Origin of the sequence: Rhizobium sp. CB3060 (assembly GCF_025200735.1) — a bacterium.
In the GTDB taxonomy this organism is placed as follows: domain Bacteria; phylum Pseudomonadota; class Alphaproteobacteria; order Rhizobiales; family Rhizobiaceae; genus Rhizobium.
This window is the reverse complement of sequence record NZ_CP104161.1, coordinates 176,354-192,021: the sequence shown is the minus strand read 5'-3', so window position 1 is coordinate 192,021 and position 15,668 is coordinate 176,354. Positions and strand designations below refer to the sequence as shown.

Genomic DNA, 15,668 nt, shown 5'->3' with positions numbered 1-15,668 from the left:
CCTGTTGCTATTGGGTTTGTGGTCAGTGCGAACCAGCTGCAATGAACTCCTTGCAGCGAGCGCTCGTGGGTGCGCCGAAGACTTGAGAAGGAGGACCGACCTCCTCCACCTGGCCCTGGTGCAAAAACATGACGCGCGTGGAGACATCGCGTGCGAATTTCATCTCGTGGGTCACCATGATCATCGTGCGGCCTTCGTCCGCTAGGCCGCGGATGACCTTCAGCACCTCGCCGACGAGTTCAGGATCAAGGGCCGAGGTTGGCTCATCGAAGAGCATCACGGCGGGGTCTACGCAGAGCGCGCGGGCAATCGACGCGCGCTGCTGTTGTCCGCCGGAGAGAAATGCAGGATAGGAGGCACGCTTTTCATAAAGGCCGACCTTGGCGAGCAGCGCTTCGGCTTTCTCGATTGCAGTCTTCCGATCGACCTTCAGCACATGCACCGGCGCTTCGATGACATTTTGAAGGATCGTCATGTGCGGCCAGAGATTGAAGCTCTGGAACACCATGCCAAGACCACTGCGCAGGCGTTCGATTTGACGCGGATTGGATGGGTGGGATTTCCCGTCGCGGCCCGTGCGGAATTCCACATCCTCGCCGTTGATATGAAAGCTTCCCTGATCGGGAATTTCGAGGAAGTTAATGCAGCGAAGAAACGTGCTCTTTCCGGAGCCCGAGGACCCGATGATCGAAACGACGTCACCTTTCGAGGCCTCAAGAGAGATCCCCTTCAGAACCTTGAGCGTTCCGTAACTCTTATGGACGTCCTTGACCACAAGAGCGGGCTTGGCAGCTTCTAGGCGCATGTAATCCTCCCAATGCTATGCGGCAGCGCCTGCTCCTCCGCAGGCATAGCTCCGCCATCGCCGCGTTATGCAGCGCAAAAACGTGTCGTCTTCCGTTGGTCGCCGCCCAAGGACAGTCGTTCCGGCGGCCACGCGCCGCAGGTGATCTGTCTTGACCCTATCCGGGTTCCGTTCGCCTCGATCAGCCGGGGCTGACTTTCTGCCTCAGAATCTCACATCCCGGTGCAAGTTGTCTGAGACCAGCGACGAGCATGTCGGCTGCCCCATCCAGTGCATCCTCGGACATTGTTCCCAGGCTTTCGAGAATGAACCACATCCGGCCGCCTACAGCGTCCAGGCGGGTTCGCGTTCCCTGCCGCCAATTCCAGCGACGGCAGGTTACGCCGAGGTCGTCTCTCCAGATGACCTCGCCCTTTGAAGGGTTCTCGATAACTCGCTCGCCGTTCATGACCGTGTCGAATTCTTCATTTCCATCAGCCACGGTCAGCCGCGGGTTTCCGACATAGGCATCGAAGTTTTCGCCGCCAACCGGGATCGCGTAACGAAGGCTGACTGCGTTGTAGAGGTCGACAAGCGGATTGATCGCTGGGATCCGTCCGTCCTTCTCCACACGCTTCCTGAGCGCCTGCGCCGAACACGGCGTCCTGTTCGGCTTTGCGCCAAACTTCGAATAGACGTCCGCCCAGCTGGCGAGGTGGGCCTCGCTCCATGGAGGGCCGCCATTTCGAACGAAATCGCATGCCTCTTCCAGGACCTGTCGGGCCATCGTGCCCGATGTGGCATTGGTCGCATCAACGAGAATGCTGACTGCGCGAAAATCCGGCGCGATCCCCGCGATCTCGTTGTCGATGATCACAAAATCCATTTTCACCCACTAGCTCTCATTGACCGATTTAGTCTATAATACCGACCATGGAAAACAAAGTCAATATACCGACCGCATCGGTCGATGATGTCGAGCGCGTCAGCGCGACAGTCTCGCAAAACCTCAAACTCTTCCGGCGCGAGAGCGGTTTTTCGCTCGACGAACTTTCGCGGCGCTCCGGCGTCAGCAAGGGCATGCTGGTCGAAATCGAGAAAGGCACGGCCAATCCAAGCATTGCGACGCTCTGCCGTGCTGCGACCGCGCTCGGTGTCTCAGTTGCCGATTTCGTCGGTGTCGCCTCCAGCGTCCCGGTGCGTATCGTGCCGCCCGAAGACGCCTCGACGCTATGGCGTGGCCCGAACGGGGGAAGTGCGACGCTTTTGGTCGGCACCAACGGTCCTGACGAAATTGAGCTCTGGCGGTGGTCGATGTTTCCCGGTGAGGTATTCGAATCTCCCGGCCATTCTCCCGGCACGCTTGAACTTCTGAACGTCGAGATCGGCGAATTAACCTTCCGGCTCGAAGAGACTGAACAGGTCGTCCAAGCCAACTCGTCGGTGCTTGCGCGCACTGAAAGCCCGCATGCATACCTCAATAAGGGTAAGGGGGAGCTGCGCTTCGTGATGGCCGTTGCCGAGTTGCAGCGCCCGCGAAGTCGAATTGCCCTGTAAGGGAGGCACAACCTCCCGATGCAAGCCTTTGCTCCGGCTTGCGCAAGTAATGCCGGACCTGCAAACGGATTGGCCTCTGTCAGAAAGGTGATCAAGCAGCCTCTACAGTCCCGTCCGCAAGCGATCGGCGTCTTTCGCAAGGTGATAAAACAGCGCCGCGCCGCGCTCGAGTATCGCATCGTTAAAGTCGTAGGTCTTAGAATGCAGGCCCGAACTGTTGCCGTTGCCAATCAGGATATAGGCACCCGGGACACGTTCAAGCATGAACGAGAAGTCCTCGCTGAACATCATGGGGGAGTCCAGCCAGGTGAAGGCATCCGCGCCGAAGTGCCTTGAGATGGATGCCGCGGCTCGATCGACCTCGGCCGGCGCATTGATCGTGGCGGGGTAGCCCACCTCCCATGCGAAGTCGACCTCTGCATTGAAACTCCTTGCCTGAAAGGCCGCGACCTCTTCGATGCGTCTTTGGAGCTCCGCCCTGACAGCGGCATTGGTCGCGCGCATGCTGATCTCCAGCACCGCGATGTCCGGTATAATGTTTGCGGCCGAACCCGCCTGGAAAGAACCGACGGTAACGACGGATCGCTCATGTGGAGAAACGTTTCGCGCGACCAGCGTCTGTAGCGCCATCACGATGCTCGAGCCGACGACGACAGGATCGACAGTCGTTTCCGGCAGCGCACCATGCCCACCCTTACCCTTGACCGTTATCGTCACCACATCGATCGATGCGGCGATCGCACCAGCGCGCGTGGCGAATTTTCCGACCTCCAATCCGGGAAGGTTATGAAGTGCGAAGATGCGTTGGCAGGGAAATCTGTCGAACAGCCCGTCATCGATCATCAGCCTGGCGCCGCCGAGGTTTTCTTCGGCGGGTTGGAAAATGAAGTGCACGGTTCCGTCGAAGGAGCGGTCTTGCGCCAACGCCCATGCCGCACCGAGCAACATCGTCGTGTGGCCGTCATGGCCGCAGGCATGCATGGCGCCCGGATGCTCGCTGGCGTAGGGAACGGCCGTCTCTTCGCTCATCGGGAGCGCATCGAAGTCGGCTCTAAATCCGATAGCCTCCATTGGCCGGCCTCGTTCGAGGCTGGCCACGAGCCCTGTCGTCGCTATTCCACGGTGGACTTTGTAGCCCCAGGATTCCAGTTGTTCGGCAATGAATGCAGGCGTCTTGATTTCCGACAGCCCGAGCTCGGGAATACCATGGAGGTGGTGTCGAAACTCGAGGAGCTTTGCCCTGATAGGGCTGAAGTCAGGATGCTGCATCACGTGAATGCCTTGGATGAGGTGAGGGCTGGAGCGGTCGTTCAAACGCCCGACAGGGCATGCCAAAGATCCTCGATGAGATCCTCGGCGTCTTCGAGACCGACGGACAACCGGATAACGTCTTCGCCCAGCGTCTCGCACAGCTCTGATGCCTGGAGCGAAATGCGGCGGGCGGTGGACAGATCGGCAGAGGTGCAGACAAGACTTCCCACCTCGCCGCACGAGAGCGACGCGCTGAAGAGACGAAGCCTTTCGACGACGTGACGGGTTCCGATTTCGCCGGCCTTGAGGCCAAGGGCGATCATGCCGGAACCGCCCGACATCTGGCGCTTTGCGGTATCTGCGTCCGGATGGGATGACAGGAATGGATAGCGGACCCATTTGACCGCCGGATGCGATTCCAGCGTCAGAGCAACCGCATGGGCTGTGGTGCTGTGCTTTTCCATGCGAAGCGCCAAGGTCTTGAGGCCGCGAAGGATTAGATGCGCCGCATCGAGATTGAGACGAGTCTGCCTGTTGTCGGCAGCCGTTGCGACGGCTCGCACGCGAGAAATCAGATCGCGGTCGCCGAAAAGGCCGCCGCCCATCGTATCGCCATGTCCGTTGATGTATTTTGCGAAGGAGTGGAAAACGACATCTGCGCCATGTTCGATCGGCCGCTGAAGGACCGGGGACGCGAACGTGCTGTCCACCGCGACGATCAGTCCGCGCTTGTGCGCTTCCGCCGACGCCGCGGAAATGTCGACGATCCCATTGAGTGGATTGCTGGGTGTCTCGAGATAGACGAGCCGCGTACGGCTGTTGACAGCCTCTCGTAGATTGGCGTTGCCGGCAAAATCCACCGCGACCATTTCCACCCCCAAGCCGGAAAGAATTGCCTGCATCAGGGCTGTGGTCGCGGTGCAAGCGGACGTCGGCACGAGAATGCGATCGCCAGGCGATGTTGTCGCGCGAAAAAGCGCAGTGAGTGCCGAAGGCCCCGATCCCAACACCAGACCCGCTTCAGCACCCTCAAGACCAGCAAGGTTTGCCGCCAGCCCTTCATTGGTTACGACAGAGATGTCGTCTTCTTGGCCAAAAGACGACCTGATGCGGTCATTCTGGTTGATCGGACGGCCGCAAAGGGGGACGGGTCTGCCAGGCGTGGTTGCAGAAGCGCGTTCCAGCTCCCCTCGGATGGCTCGTGTGGCAAAACCAAGATCGAAACCGGCCTCTTCGCGATCGTCATCGTTTAACAAGTCTTTAGTCATGCTACTTTCTATGTGGTGTTTGTCGCCGGTTGGTTCGGCCAACTGCCGCTCTCCACCGCGGCGAATGATTGATCCCCAAGACATCCGTTTCGGATTCAGTCGGGAACCATTTCAGCAACGGCCGGGTCATGCATGCGCTGGCGTTCCGTCAGGCCGGTCCTCACACCCTGTCGGTCCGCTTGCGATCGGTTCTGACTCATCTTCCGCTTGCCGGCGATTTTGGTGATGGGCATTCGAATGCCCACAATACCCCGGAGCTGGGCGCTGATGAAGTTTTCCGGGGCGTCCGTCACCGCCCAGGGTGATGTCCGATCGGCTTCGTGACGTCGGGTCAACCGGCTGACCACCTCGAAAAGCCGGTCGGCTTCATGAAAGAACTCGACCGGGCCGGAGACCTGAACGGCGGTGTAGTTCCAAGTCGGCACCACTTTGGCATGCTCCGCCTTCGACGGATACCAGGAGGGCGTGACATAGGCATCCGGACCCATGAAGACCGCGAGACCCTCGCCGATCACCGCGCAATCCCATTGCGGATTTGGTCTTGCCAAATGCGCATAAAGCACCCCAAGCGTCCCTTCGTTTTCCTCCAGGACCATCGGCACGGGGGTAGACATCGGCCCGGAAGGCGTTGCCGTAATGAAGTTGGCGAGATGACATTGCCTTATCATCTCGTAGATTTCGGCTTTGTCTTCGACGACGAAGGCGGGTGGCGTGTACATAGCGCTTCTCCCTTGACTCATCGGCTTTATCGCAGGCAACTGGCTTAAATTGGAGGACCAGTTTCTGAGAACCGATCTGGTCCAGTTGGGGGTGAGCGTGCCGAAGGCCGGGACAGCAAGGAGCATTTATCTCGGGCTGCGCGAGCAGATTGCAGGTGGTGTCTATCGGCCGGGCGATCGCCTCCCATCGACGCGCGCCCTGGCAGAAGAATTCGGTGTTTCGAGAACCACGGTCACGGCCGCCTTCGAACAGCTCATATCGGAAGGATATGTCTCTGTGCGCCAGGGCGCGAAGGCGACGGTGGCACGCAACGCACCGAACGTGCTTGACCCGCCGGTACAGGCGCCGCGGGCGGCGGCGAAGACACTGTCGGCATACGCGATGCGAGCCATGGAGCTTCCGGCCCATTTGCCGGGCACAACGACCCTCAAATACGACTTCAGATATGGCGATGTCGCGCCTGACGATTTTCCCAAGCTGATATGGCGCAAAGCGCTAACGACGGCGGTCATCGCGCGTCGAGCGCGTCTCGGCTATGGTCACCCGGCAGGAAGCATCGAACTTCGTCAAGCGCTGCAGGGATATCTGTGGCGGGCCCGCGGCATCCGGTGCCAGGCCGAGCAGATCGTCGTCACCAACGGTTCGCAACAAGCGCTCGACCTCTGTGCGCGGGTTTTGGTCAATACGGGCGACCGTGTCCTGCTTGAGGAACCATGTTATGCGATGGCCAGAAATGTCTTCGTGACGCTCGGCGCGCACACGACACTCGTTCCCTGCGATGCTGATGGCCTCAATACCGACATGCTCCCCGATCCGTTCGGCCACGCCTTGGCCTTCGTCACACCAAGCCACCAGTTTCCTCTCGGCGGCGTTCTTTCGGTCGGTCGGCGCAGTCAGCTGGTGGCGTGGGCCGAGGCTGCGGACGCCCACATCATCGAGGATGATTATGACGGAGAGTATCGCTATGACGTGCACCCGATACCGCCTCTTTATCTGTCAGGGCGCGATCGGGTCGTTTACATCGGTACCGTCTCCAAAACGCTCTCACCAACCTTGCGGCTTGGCTACCTGGTCCTGCCTGAGGCGCTGGTTGAGCCATTCGTGCGCTGCAAGCAGATCGCCGATCGCCACGGCGCCACCTTCGAGCAGGAGGCGCTCGCATCGCTGATCGAATCTGGTGCGTACGAGCGCCACGTGCGCAAGATGAGACGGTTGAATTCGACCAGGAGGATCGCGTTCCTCACCGCCATGCAACAGGCCTTTGGCGAAAAGGTCGAGATCGTCGGCACGTCGGCCGGCCTTCACGTCGTCGTCTGGTTCAATGGTATCGATCGCCTGGAAGAGCAAAGGCTTGCAGCGACCGCCCTTGAGGCTGGCATTGGGATTTACCCGATATCCCGCCTGTTTTTACGTGACAACGAGCGCCGCGCCGGCTTCGTCTTCGGCTATGCTTCAATCGCACTTCACAAGATCGCGGATGGGGTGAAGCTGCTTCATAGCGTGCTTGCCCTTTAGATTCAGCGAGCCCGTACTGGCCCAGAGAAATCTATCGAAACTGGCGCTTCCGATCTGCCAGAAGAAAGGCGTATTCAGGCCGCGGCGCAATCCCGCTACTTACGGAAATGGATTTGATTATGCCTGCCGATATCCATCAGTTCCTGATCGTTTTCACGGCTTATATCATCGCTGCTGGAAGCCCCGGACCGAGCAACATGCGGATCATGGGCGTGGCAATGAACGATGGGCGAAGAGCAGCGCTGGCGCTGGCATCTGGCGTTGTCAGCGGGTCCATCTTCTGGGGCCTCATGGCTGCAACCGGCGTGTCGGCTGTTCTCAAGACCTATCCCGACGCGCTTGTCGCCCTGCAGATCTTCGGCGGGCTCTACCTCATCTTCCTGGCGCTTAAAGCCGCGAAAGCTGCGACGTCACCGGACAAGGCAGCGACGGTCGAGGACGATCGTGCGCGATCATCGATGCTGGCGCTCTACCGACGCGGCCTGCTCATGCATCTGATGAACCCGAAATCCATCCTTGCCTGGATCGCCCTCATGACGCTTGGCCTTGGGCCTGATGCGTCCACTGCGACAGTGGTCATCATTCTGGTTGGCTGTGCGGTGCTCAGTGTCTCGATTTTCTGCGGGTATGCCGTCCTCTTTTCGACTGGACCGATGGTCCGGCTCTATCGGCGCGCGCGACGGTGGATCGAAGGCACGCTTGCCCTATCGTTCGGCCTTGCCGGGGTGAAACTCCTCCTATCGCGAATTTGAAAGGTTCTTGCCATGTCGCTGTTTGAAGGTCTGTCCGCATTTCCCATTACTCCGGCCGATCCCTCTGGCGGGGTGGACACCGCCGCTCTCGCCCACATCCTGGTGCAGATCAAGGATGCTAGGGCGGATTCGATAGGTTTGCTTGGCAGCACAGGCGCCTATGCGTTTTTGTCGCGGGAGGAGCGGCGAAGAGCCGTCGAGACGGCGGTCGAAACGGTCGGCGGCGAAATCCCGATCATTGTCGGGGTTGGGGCGCTGCGAACCAGCGACGCGCAGGCGCTCGCACGTGACGCAAAGGCGGCAGGAGCCGACGGTCTTCTTCTGGCCCCGGTATCCTATGTCCCTCTGCGCGACAAGGAGGTTTATGAGCACTTCGCAGCGGTCGCTGATGCGGGGCAGTTGCCGCTCGCGATTTACAACAATCCGGGGACCACGCGGTTTACGTTTTCGCGCGACCTCATCTCCCGGCTGTCCAATGTTCCAAACATCGTTGCCGTCAAGATGCCCCTTCCGTCCGACGATGACTACGCGGGAGAATTGAGCGCAATTCGAGCGACGACGCCGTCCGAATTTCGTGTCGGCTACAGCGGCGATTGGGGTGGCGCGTCTTCCCTGCTAGCAGGGGGAGACGCATGGTACTCGGTCGTGGCAGGACTGCTACCCGCGGAGACCCTTGCATTGACGCGCGCGGCTCGGGCCGGTGACGCGGACAGGGTAAAGCAGATTGACGCTGCCTTCGAGCCGCTTTGGACGCTGTTCAAGGAGTTCGGCAGCTTCCGGGTGATGTATGTCATCGCGGAACTGCTCAACCTGTGCAAAGTCGATCCGCCGCGTCCGGTTCTGCCGCTCAGCGACGAGGCGCGTCAGCGCGTCGCCGCAGCAATCGACCAGTTGCGCGTTCGGCAAGGCCTGTGACGTGTTGAACTCGACGACACCTGGACAATCTACCAGGTAGTTAAGCTCCAGGCTGCGTTGGCTGCCGCACGGGAACGCGGCCAGCGCCGCGTGGCGGAGATTCTCGCTGAGGACGACATGTTGAGCGCTGAAGCGTTTGCGGACCTGCTCGGTGTTTCGCGCGTCGCCAAGCAAGCGATTGACACGCGGCCGTCTTCCAACATGCTCATGTGACGTCAGCTAATTCCGTGGCCTCGCGCGGAAAGATTAAGTGTCGATCGGAAGGGCGAAGCTTGCTTTGACTCTGTCCATGACCACCAGGGTCTTGAACCCTTTGATGTCGTGGTTCTCGTAGAAGAAACGCCGGGTAAATTGCTCGTAGCCCTCCATGTCCTTGGCGGTCACAACGAGAATGAAATCAGCATCGCCAGTTACGTAGTAGCCAATCATCACTTCGCGCGTATTGCGTATTGCAGTCTTGAAGCGGTCGACAATATCGGCACGCTCACGTTCAAGCGAAACCAGAACGATCATTGTAACCGATCGCCCCACCGCCTTAGGAGAGACAATCGAAACGTCTGCTTCGATAACGCCTTCAGCCCGCAGCCGCTTCAAGCGGCGTTGGCAAGCCGTGGGCGACAGATTTACCAACTCGGAAAGCTCTTCTGATGTCAGACGATTGTTCTTTTGAACAGCGTCCAGCAAGGCGGTATCTGCGCGGTCAAGGTAAGTCATGGAGAAATCCTGCGCATTGGCTTTTATTATTGCAGGATTCCTGCGTACTATCCATCACCATCGCTGTCAAACAACCCCACAAATGCCTAGACTGTGTGTTTATCAGGATCTCGTCGCCACCTCGGCTGTCGGCGATCCACTTATATCCCGAAAGCGACGACAGAAAAGGCCGCCAAAGTGACCATCAGCATCAAGGACATCGCCGAGAAAGACCGCAATAGCGTCTTGCATCCTTTCACGCAGCTCAAGGATTTCGCTACTGGCAAGCTTGGCGAGCCGACAATCGTTGAGTCCGGGAAAGGCATCCGCATCCAGGATGCGCACGGCAACGAGTTGATCGACGGCTTTGCTGGTCTTTACTGCGTCAATGTCGGTTATGGCCGCACGGAGGTCGCGGAAGCGATCTCGCGTCAAGCTTATCGCCTGGCCTACTATCATTCTTATGCCGCCCACACGACCGACGAGCTTGCGATCCTGTCGGATCGTCTGGTGAAGATGGCTCCCGGGAAGATGAGCAAGGTGTTCTACGGCATGTCCGGTTCGGATGCCAACGAGACCCAGGCCAAGCTCGTCTGGTATTACAACAACCTGCGCGGTAAGCCGACGAAGAAGAAGATTATCTCGCGCGAGCGCGGCTATCACGGCTGCAGCGTGGTCTCTGGCTCGATGACCGGGATGAGCTTCTATCACGACCATATGGATCTGCCTCTACCGCAGATCGATCATACCGGTGTTCCGCACCACTACTGGGGCGCCAACCCCGGCGAAACCGAACGCGAATTCTCGGCCCGCCGTGCTGCCGAACTCGATGAAATGATCGAGTCCCTGGGTCCGGACAATGTCGGCGCCTTCATCGCCGAGCCGGTGCTGGGTACCGGTGGCATTACGCCGCCGCCGGAAGGATATTGGGAAGCAATACAGGCCGTCCTCAAGAAGCACGACGTCCTTCTGATCGCAGACGAAGTGATCACCGGCTTCGGCCGAACTGGTTCGATGTTTGGGTCGCAGCATTACGGGATCGAACCTGACCTGATCACCGTCGCCAAGGGCCTGACATCGGCCTACTTCCCACTGTCCGCATCGATCGTTGGTGAGAAGGTCTACAGGGTACTCGAAGACGGTGCTGACAGGGTTGGAGCTTTCTCGCACGGCTATACTTATTCCGGACACCCAATCGGTGCGGCCGCCGCTAATGCGGTGCTCGACATCGTCGAGAAGGAAAACCTGCCCGGCAATGCCCGCGAGGTCGGCGCCTATTTTCAGGCCCAACTCAAGGAGAAGTTCGCACAGCTGCCGATCGTCGGCGAAGTGCGCGGCGTCGGCTTGATGGGCGCTATCGAGTTTGTCGGCGATCTGGAGAACAAGCAGCGGTTCGATCCGTCGCTCAAGGTTGGTGCCCGCGTCTCCAAGGCGGCCCGCGACCGCGGCCTGATTGCCCGCGCCATGCCACATGGAGATATCCTCGGCTTTGCACCACCGTTGGTCACAACGATAAAAGAAGTGGACGAGATCGTCTCTATTGCTGAGAAGGCAGTCCGCTCGGTAATGGACGAACTGGTCCGCGACGGCCAAAAGATCTGAGTGAGCACGGCCGTCACCTGCCGCGACGCCATTCAGGCCGCAAAGATATCATTAGAATCGAATTGGGGATGGGCTGGCTCATTGAGCCAGCCTCGATGGATGAACTCGTCCTCCACAAGGAGGCGTACCAAGGAATAGAGAGCCGGCTATGACCGCTGCCAAACTTCATGTCACGACAAGCCTGGCGTCGATTGCCGTTCAAAGTCCTTTCGACGGGTCCGTGGTAGGAAAGGTCGAGGCCACAGACGCCAGCGAAGTCGACGCTCTTCTTGCACGCGCCCGTCGCGGCGCCGAGTTGTCGCGCGGGCTTGCAAGGCATCAGCGCGCCAGCATTCTCGAAGGGGCTGCGCAGATCATCGAAGGCAGCCGCAATCGCTTTGCAGAAACCATTGTTCGCGAAGCTGGAAAAACAATTATCCAGGCACGCAAGGAGGTTCTCCGCTGCGTTAACACTCTGAAGCTGTCGGCAGAAGAGGCCAAGCGCAACGCCGGCGAGATAGTACCCTTCGACGCCTACGCCGGATCCGAGCAGCGCCACGGTTGGTTCACCCGCGAGCCACTCGGTATCATAACCGCCATTACACCCTACAACGACCCGCTGAACCTTGTCGCTCACAAGCTCGGTCCAGCGATCGCCGGCGGGAATGCCGTGCTGCTGAAGCCATCGGAGCTGACGCCGCTTTCGGCAATCAATCTTGTTGACGCACTTCGCGAAGCGGGCTTGCCCGACGATGTTATTACAGTGGCGGTAGGTGGAACCGATCTTGGTAGGGCTTTGGTCGCTGCGCGCGATGTCCGAATGGTGTCGTTCACCGGCGGCTTTGCCACTGGCGAAGCCATCAGCCGCACGGCAGGCTTGAAGAAGCTGGCGATGGAGCTTGGCGGCAATGCCCCCGTCATCGTCATGGGCGATTGCGACTTCGACAAGGCTGTCGAAGCTTGCGTCTCCGGAGCTTTCTGGGCTGCAGGACAGAATTGCATCGGTGCGCAGCGCATACTCGTACAAGCTGGAATCTATGATCGCTTTCGCAGTGCATTCATCACAGCAACAGAGAAGCTGAAGGCGGGAGATCCGTTGCGCGAGGATACTGACGTGGGCCCGATGATCTCTAGACAAGTAGCCGAACGCACGGAAATCGCGGTCAATGACGCAATCGCGGCCGGAGCCAAACTGCTCTGTGGGCACCGCAGGCAGGGATCGCTCTACCACCCGACCGTACTTGAAGGCACCCCCACGACCTGTAGCCTCTGGCACGAGGAAGTATTCGCGCCAGTGGTTATGCTTGCCCCGTTCGAGACGCTCGATGAGGCTATCGAAATGGCGAACGATCCGGAATACAGCCTCCATGCTGGCATCTTCACCAGCAATCTTAGTGTCGCGCTCGAGGCTGCGGGCAGAATTGAGGCTGGCGGGGTGATGATCAACGATTCTTCCGACTACCGCTTTGACGCCATGCCCTTCGGCGGCTCAAAATATGGGAGCATGGGCCGGGAGGGTGTTCGCTTTGCCTACGAGGAAATGACGCAGCCGAAGGTCGTTTGCATCAATCGCGGGTGAGCGATCGCGCACTGGTTTTTCCGTCAGCCTGCAGCTCGCGACAGACCGCACGGGTCCTCAACTAACCCTGTGGAGGGCGAGTGCATCCCCCTCGAGGATAAGTCTCGAGCGACCGTCTCATTGAATATGATCTGTTGGGTGCCGTAAAACGCGTCAAACAGAACCAAGCAATATGCTAGTTTCGGTAGTCGCTACTCCATCGATGCTTCGGACTTCGCGTAGTACCCGGTCAAAATCCGCCAGCGTTTCAGCGCGGAGTTCTGCCACATAATCCCATACACCATTTGTCGTGTAGAGAGCGACGACCTCCGGCAATCCATTCAGCGCCTTTATGAGGGCTGCAGGCTTTTTGCCCGAAGTCTTGATATTCATCATCGCACGCAGAACATTCGCGTCGATTTCCTCGCGTGTGCGCACCGTAAACCCCCGGATGGCATTCGAGCTTATGAGCTTGTCCAACCTCTTTTGAATGGTGCCTCTCGACACGTCGAGCTTGGCCGCCAGGATCGCTACTGGCATCCGCCCATCTAGTCGAAGCTGCGCGATAAGCTTCCTATCCAAATCGTCCATTTCGTGCCTCGTGCGGCAATTTGCGCTTCACCATATAGCGTTATGATCAGAAAAAGAAGCGTTTAGCTAGCACATGTGCGCTTTACGGTCAGCAAACCGCAAGGCTATTCTTACCTTCAAAGGATTGGAGGGAGGTCTTGGTGACAATGCAGGAAAACGCGGTTTCGCTTACCGGTATGGACGGCTCCTTTCCCACGCAGGCGTTGGACCCAGCTCGGGTGCATAAGATTCTGCAAGCGGTGGACGAGGGGTTCGAACGCCAAGTGGCCTTCCTTGTGGAAATCGTCCAATCGCCCTCTCTCCGGGGAAACGAGGCGGGCGTGCAGAAGATCGTTGCAGATGCATTGTCCGAACGTGGCTACAAGGTGGATCGGTTTGCCATCGATGAAGGCCTGATTGGTGTCGATGCGGCTTTCTCGCCGATGAACATCCAGCTTGGGGACACGGGGATCGTTGTTGGCATCCGCGAGCCGGAGCGAGGAGGCGGCAGGTCGCTGGCGCTGAACGCTCATGTCGACGTCGTGCCAACCGGTCCCGAGCAGCGTTGGAAGTATCCGCCATATTCTGCCAAGCGTGAAGGCGACTGGCTCTATGGTCGCGGTGCCGGTGACATGAAGGCTGGGCTCTGTGCCAATCTGTTTGCGTTGGACGCATTGGATACAGCCGGACTCAAACTCAACGGCCAGGTGCAAATCCAGTCCGTGATAGAAGAGGAAGTGACCGGCAACGGTGCCGCAATGGTACTGGCCGCAGGCTACAAGGCCGACGCAATTCTGATCTCTGAACCCACGGATGAGAAGCTGGTCGCTGCCAATACAGGAGTGATGAAATTCGCGATCACGGTACAGGGCGTGCCGGCGCATCCCTTCGAGGTTGCGCGGGGTAGAAGCGCGATCGATGTCGCTTATCAGACGATAGAACAACTTCGTGTTCTGGAAAGCAGATGGAAGAGCCAGCATTCGGCAGCCGGCGAGCTGTTCGATGCCGTTGACAATCCGATCGCATTGACCATCGGCACGATCTCTGGGGGCGAATGGCTTGCATCAGTGCCCAGCGAATGCCGCTTCGAGGGCCGAATTGGTTTTTATCCTCATGAAGATGTCTCGGTACGCGCGAAGGAGTTCGAGGAATTCGTCGAGAGCGCTTTTCAGACGGACGCATTTCTCGCCGGATGTCCGCGTCCCGAGATCGAATGGGTAGGTGTCAAGCAAGGTGGATTCGTACTGGAGCCGGGTTCGCAGGCCGAGACCTGCCTCTCGATGGCCCAACGTATGGCTGATGGCGAGGGCCGGCCTCTCGAAAGGTTCGTGATGCCCTGCTATCTCGATGCTTCCGTTTTTGCCCGACATGGCGGCATGACCAGTCTTGTCTACGGCCCCGTTGCCGAGGCCATCCATGCCGTGGATGAGCGCGTCAGCCTGACATCCCTCAAGCACGTAACCAAGACGATCGCCTTATTTGCAGCGGCCTGGTGCGGCGTTGAGGACGCTTGATATCTGACCACCCAGCTGTCCCGGACGGCTGTGATCAGATCCATCCGACATTGCTGATTATCGAACTCAGCCGCAATGCACTTGCGGCGAGGAGGGCTGTTGTGTCGGCGCTCCTCTTATACCGGGCACTCTGGAGGGCGTGCTCATGTCACCACCCAACCTGACCTGAATGGGAGGATTAGAAATGAAGGGCTTTATTACTGCGCTATGCGCCGGCGCATTCGTTTCGTTGATGTCATTGTCGGTTCCGGCGTTTGCCGAGGATGTAACGGTCGCCACGGTCGCCGACTTCGTACCGTTCGAATTCAAGGACGGCGACAAATATACGGGTTTCGATATCGAGCTTTGGGATGCCATCGCAAAGGATATCGGGATCACATACAAGCTGCAGCCGATGGACTTCAACGGGATCCTGCCTGCGCTTCAGACAAAGCAGGTCGATGTCGGGATTGCTGGCATCACCATCACCAAGGAACGGGGAAAGGTCATCGATTTTTCTGACGGCTACTACACCAGCGATCTGACATTCATGGTGCCCGCCGATAGCAAGATCAGCAGTCCGGCGGAACTGGAAGGGAAAGTTCTTGCCGTCAAGACGGGAACGACTAGCGAGGCCTATGCCAAGAAAAACCTTCCGAAGACGGAGCTTCGGCAGTTCCCGAATGGTGACAACATGTTCTTGGAAGTCGTGACTGGCAGGGCCGACGCTGCACTCCATGACAAGCCGAACATTCTCTACTTCATCAAAACCAATGGCCAGGGCAAGGTCAAAGCCATCGGCGATGCGAAGCAGTCCGAGGAATATGGGATCACCTTCCCCAAGGGCAGTGAACTTTGCGACAAGGTGAATGTTTCGCTCGCCAAGCTGAAGGCCAACGGAACCTACGACGCAATCTACAAGAAGTGGTTCAACTGAAGCTCAGCGGCTGTAGAGACGGCTGAATTTTCTGGAGCAAGGAAGATGTCATGCGGAGCAGGCTCCGCATGACA

Annotated in this window: 15 protein-coding genes and 1 pseudogene; 9 read left to right on the top strand and 7 right to left on the bottom strand. The window is 58.7% G+C overall.

Annotated features, from left to right (window positions below; translation table 11 throughout):
• Positions 1-22: 22 nt before the first annotated feature.
• Positions 23-805 (bottom strand): ABC transporter ATP-binding protein, encoded by a 783-nt coding sequence (locus N2601_RS33065; protein WP_260305897.1) that lies wholly within the window; start codon positions 803-805, stop codon positions 23-25.
• A 181-nt stretch (positions 806-986) separates the two neighbouring features.
• Entirely contained in the window at positions 987-1,670 is a 684-nt protein-coding gene (locus tag N2601_RS33060; protein ID WP_260306113.1) for a B3/B4 domain-containing protein, read from the bottom strand.
• A 47-nt stretch (positions 1,671-1,717) separates the two neighbouring features.
• Between N2601_RS33060 and N2601_RS33055 the strand changes: the two genes are divergently transcribed.
• A complete protein-coding gene (locus N2601_RS33055; RefSeq protein WP_260305896.1) occupies positions 1,718-2,341 on the top strand; it encodes a helix-turn-helix transcriptional regulator in 624 nt (207 codons plus the stop codon).
• Positions 2,342-2,443: 102 nt separating this feature from the next.
• Here the strand turns inward: N2601_RS33055 and N2601_RS33050 are convergent, their stop codons facing one another.
• From N2601_RS33050 to N2601_RS33040, 3 genes are all read right to left on the bottom strand, one after another.
• Positions 2,444-3,610 carry a M20 aminoacylase family protein gene (locus tag N2601_RS33050; RefSeq protein ID WP_260305895.1) on the bottom strand — a complete coding sequence of 389 codons (1,167 nt, stop codon included), beginning with the start codon at positions 3,608-3,610 and terminating at the stop codon, positions 2,444-2,446.
• Positions 3,611-3,651: 41 nt separating this feature from the next.
• A complete protein-coding gene (locus N2601_RS33045; RefSeq protein ID WP_260305894.1) occupies positions 3,652-4,860 on the bottom strand; it encodes a trans-sulfuration enzyme family protein in 1,209 nt (402 codons plus the stop codon).
• A 95-nt stretch (positions 4,861-4,955) separates the two neighbouring features.
• On the bottom strand, positions 4,956-5,579 hold the full coding sequence (locus tag N2601_RS33040) for an FMN-binding negative transcriptional regulator (protein WP_260305893.1): 624 nt from the start codon (positions 5,577-5,579) through the stop codon (positions 4,956-4,958).
• A gap of 76 nt (positions 5,580-5,655) precedes the next feature.
• Here N2601_RS33040 and pdxR point away from each other — a divergent pair, with 76 nt between their 5' ends.
• The 4 genes and pseudogenes from pdxR to N2601_RS33020 all read left to right on the top strand — a co-directional run.
• On the top strand, positions 5,656-7,095 hold the full coding sequence (pdxR, locus tag N2601_RS33035; protein WP_445945079.1) for a MocR-like pyridoxine biosynthesis transcription factor PdxR: 1,440 nt from the start codon (positions 5,656-5,658) through the stop codon (positions 7,093-7,095).
• A gap of 119 nt (positions 7,096-7,214) precedes the next feature.
• Positions 7,215-7,847: a LysE family translocator gene (locus N2601_RS33030; RefSeq protein ID WP_260305891.1), complete on the top strand. Its 633-nt coding sequence runs from the start codon at positions 7,215-7,217 to the stop codon at positions 7,845-7,847.
• 12 nt (positions 7,848-7,859) lie between these two features.
• The gene (locus N2601_RS33025) at positions 7,860-8,762 is read left to right on the top strand and encodes a dihydrodipicolinate synthase family protein (protein ID WP_260305890.1); all 903 of its coding nucleotides are present in this window, start codon (positions 7,860-7,862) and stop codon (positions 8,760-8,762) included.
• Between the two features lie 42 nt (positions 8,763-8,804).
• Positions 8,805-8,927: pseudogene (locus N2601_RS33020) on the top strand (XRE family transcriptional regulator); the annotation flags it as partial.
• A gap of 81 nt (positions 8,928-9,008) precedes the next feature.
• Here N2601_RS33020 and N2601_RS33015 read toward each other — a convergent pair.
• Positions 9,009-9,476 (bottom strand): Lrp/AsnC family transcriptional regulator, encoded by a 468-nt coding sequence (locus tag N2601_RS33015; RefSeq protein WP_260305889.1) that lies wholly within the window; start codon positions 9,474-9,476, stop codon positions 9,009-9,011.
• 177 nt (positions 9,477-9,653) lie between these two features.
• On the opposite strand from N2601_RS33015, the gene N2601_RS33010 reads away from it, so the two are divergent.
• Together N2601_RS33010 and N2601_RS33005 are read left to right on the top strand one after the other, a co-directional pair.
• Positions 9,654-11,057, top strand: coding sequence for an aspartate aminotransferase family protein (locus tag N2601_RS33010; RefSeq protein WP_260305888.1), 1,404 nt, complete (start codon positions 9,654-9,656; stop codon positions 11,055-11,057).
• 148 nt (positions 11,058-11,205) lie between these two features.
• Positions 11,206-12,615 carry an aldehyde dehydrogenase family protein gene (locus N2601_RS33005; protein WP_260305887.1) on the top strand — a complete coding sequence of 470 codons (1,410 nt, stop codon included), beginning with the start codon at positions 11,206-11,208 and terminating at the stop codon, positions 12,613-12,615.
• Between the two features lie 153 nt (positions 12,616-12,768).
• On the opposite strand, the gene N2601_RS33000 is transcribed toward N2601_RS33005, so the two are convergent.
• The gene (locus N2601_RS33000; RefSeq protein WP_260305886.1) at positions 12,769-13,185 is read right to left on the bottom strand and encodes an Lrp/AsnC family transcriptional regulator; all 417 of its coding nucleotides are present in this window, start codon (positions 13,183-13,185) and stop codon (positions 12,769-12,771) included.
• Between the two features lie 146 nt (positions 13,186-13,331).
• On the opposite strand from N2601_RS33000, the gene N2601_RS32995 reads away from it, so the two are divergent.
• Positions 13,332-14,678 carry an ArgE/DapE family deacylase gene (locus tag N2601_RS32995; protein ID WP_260306112.1) on the top strand — a complete coding sequence of 449 codons (1,347 nt, stop codon included), beginning with the start codon at positions 13,332-13,334 and terminating at the stop codon, positions 14,676-14,678.
• Positions 14,679-14,862: 184 nt separating this feature from the next.
• Positions 14,863-15,594, top strand: a complete 732-nt coding sequence (gene glnH / locus N2601_RS32990; protein WP_260305885.1) for a glutamine ABC transporter substrate-binding protein GlnH — start codon at positions 14,863-14,865, stop codon at positions 15,592-15,594.
• Positions 15,595-15,668: the final 74 nt, after the last annotated feature.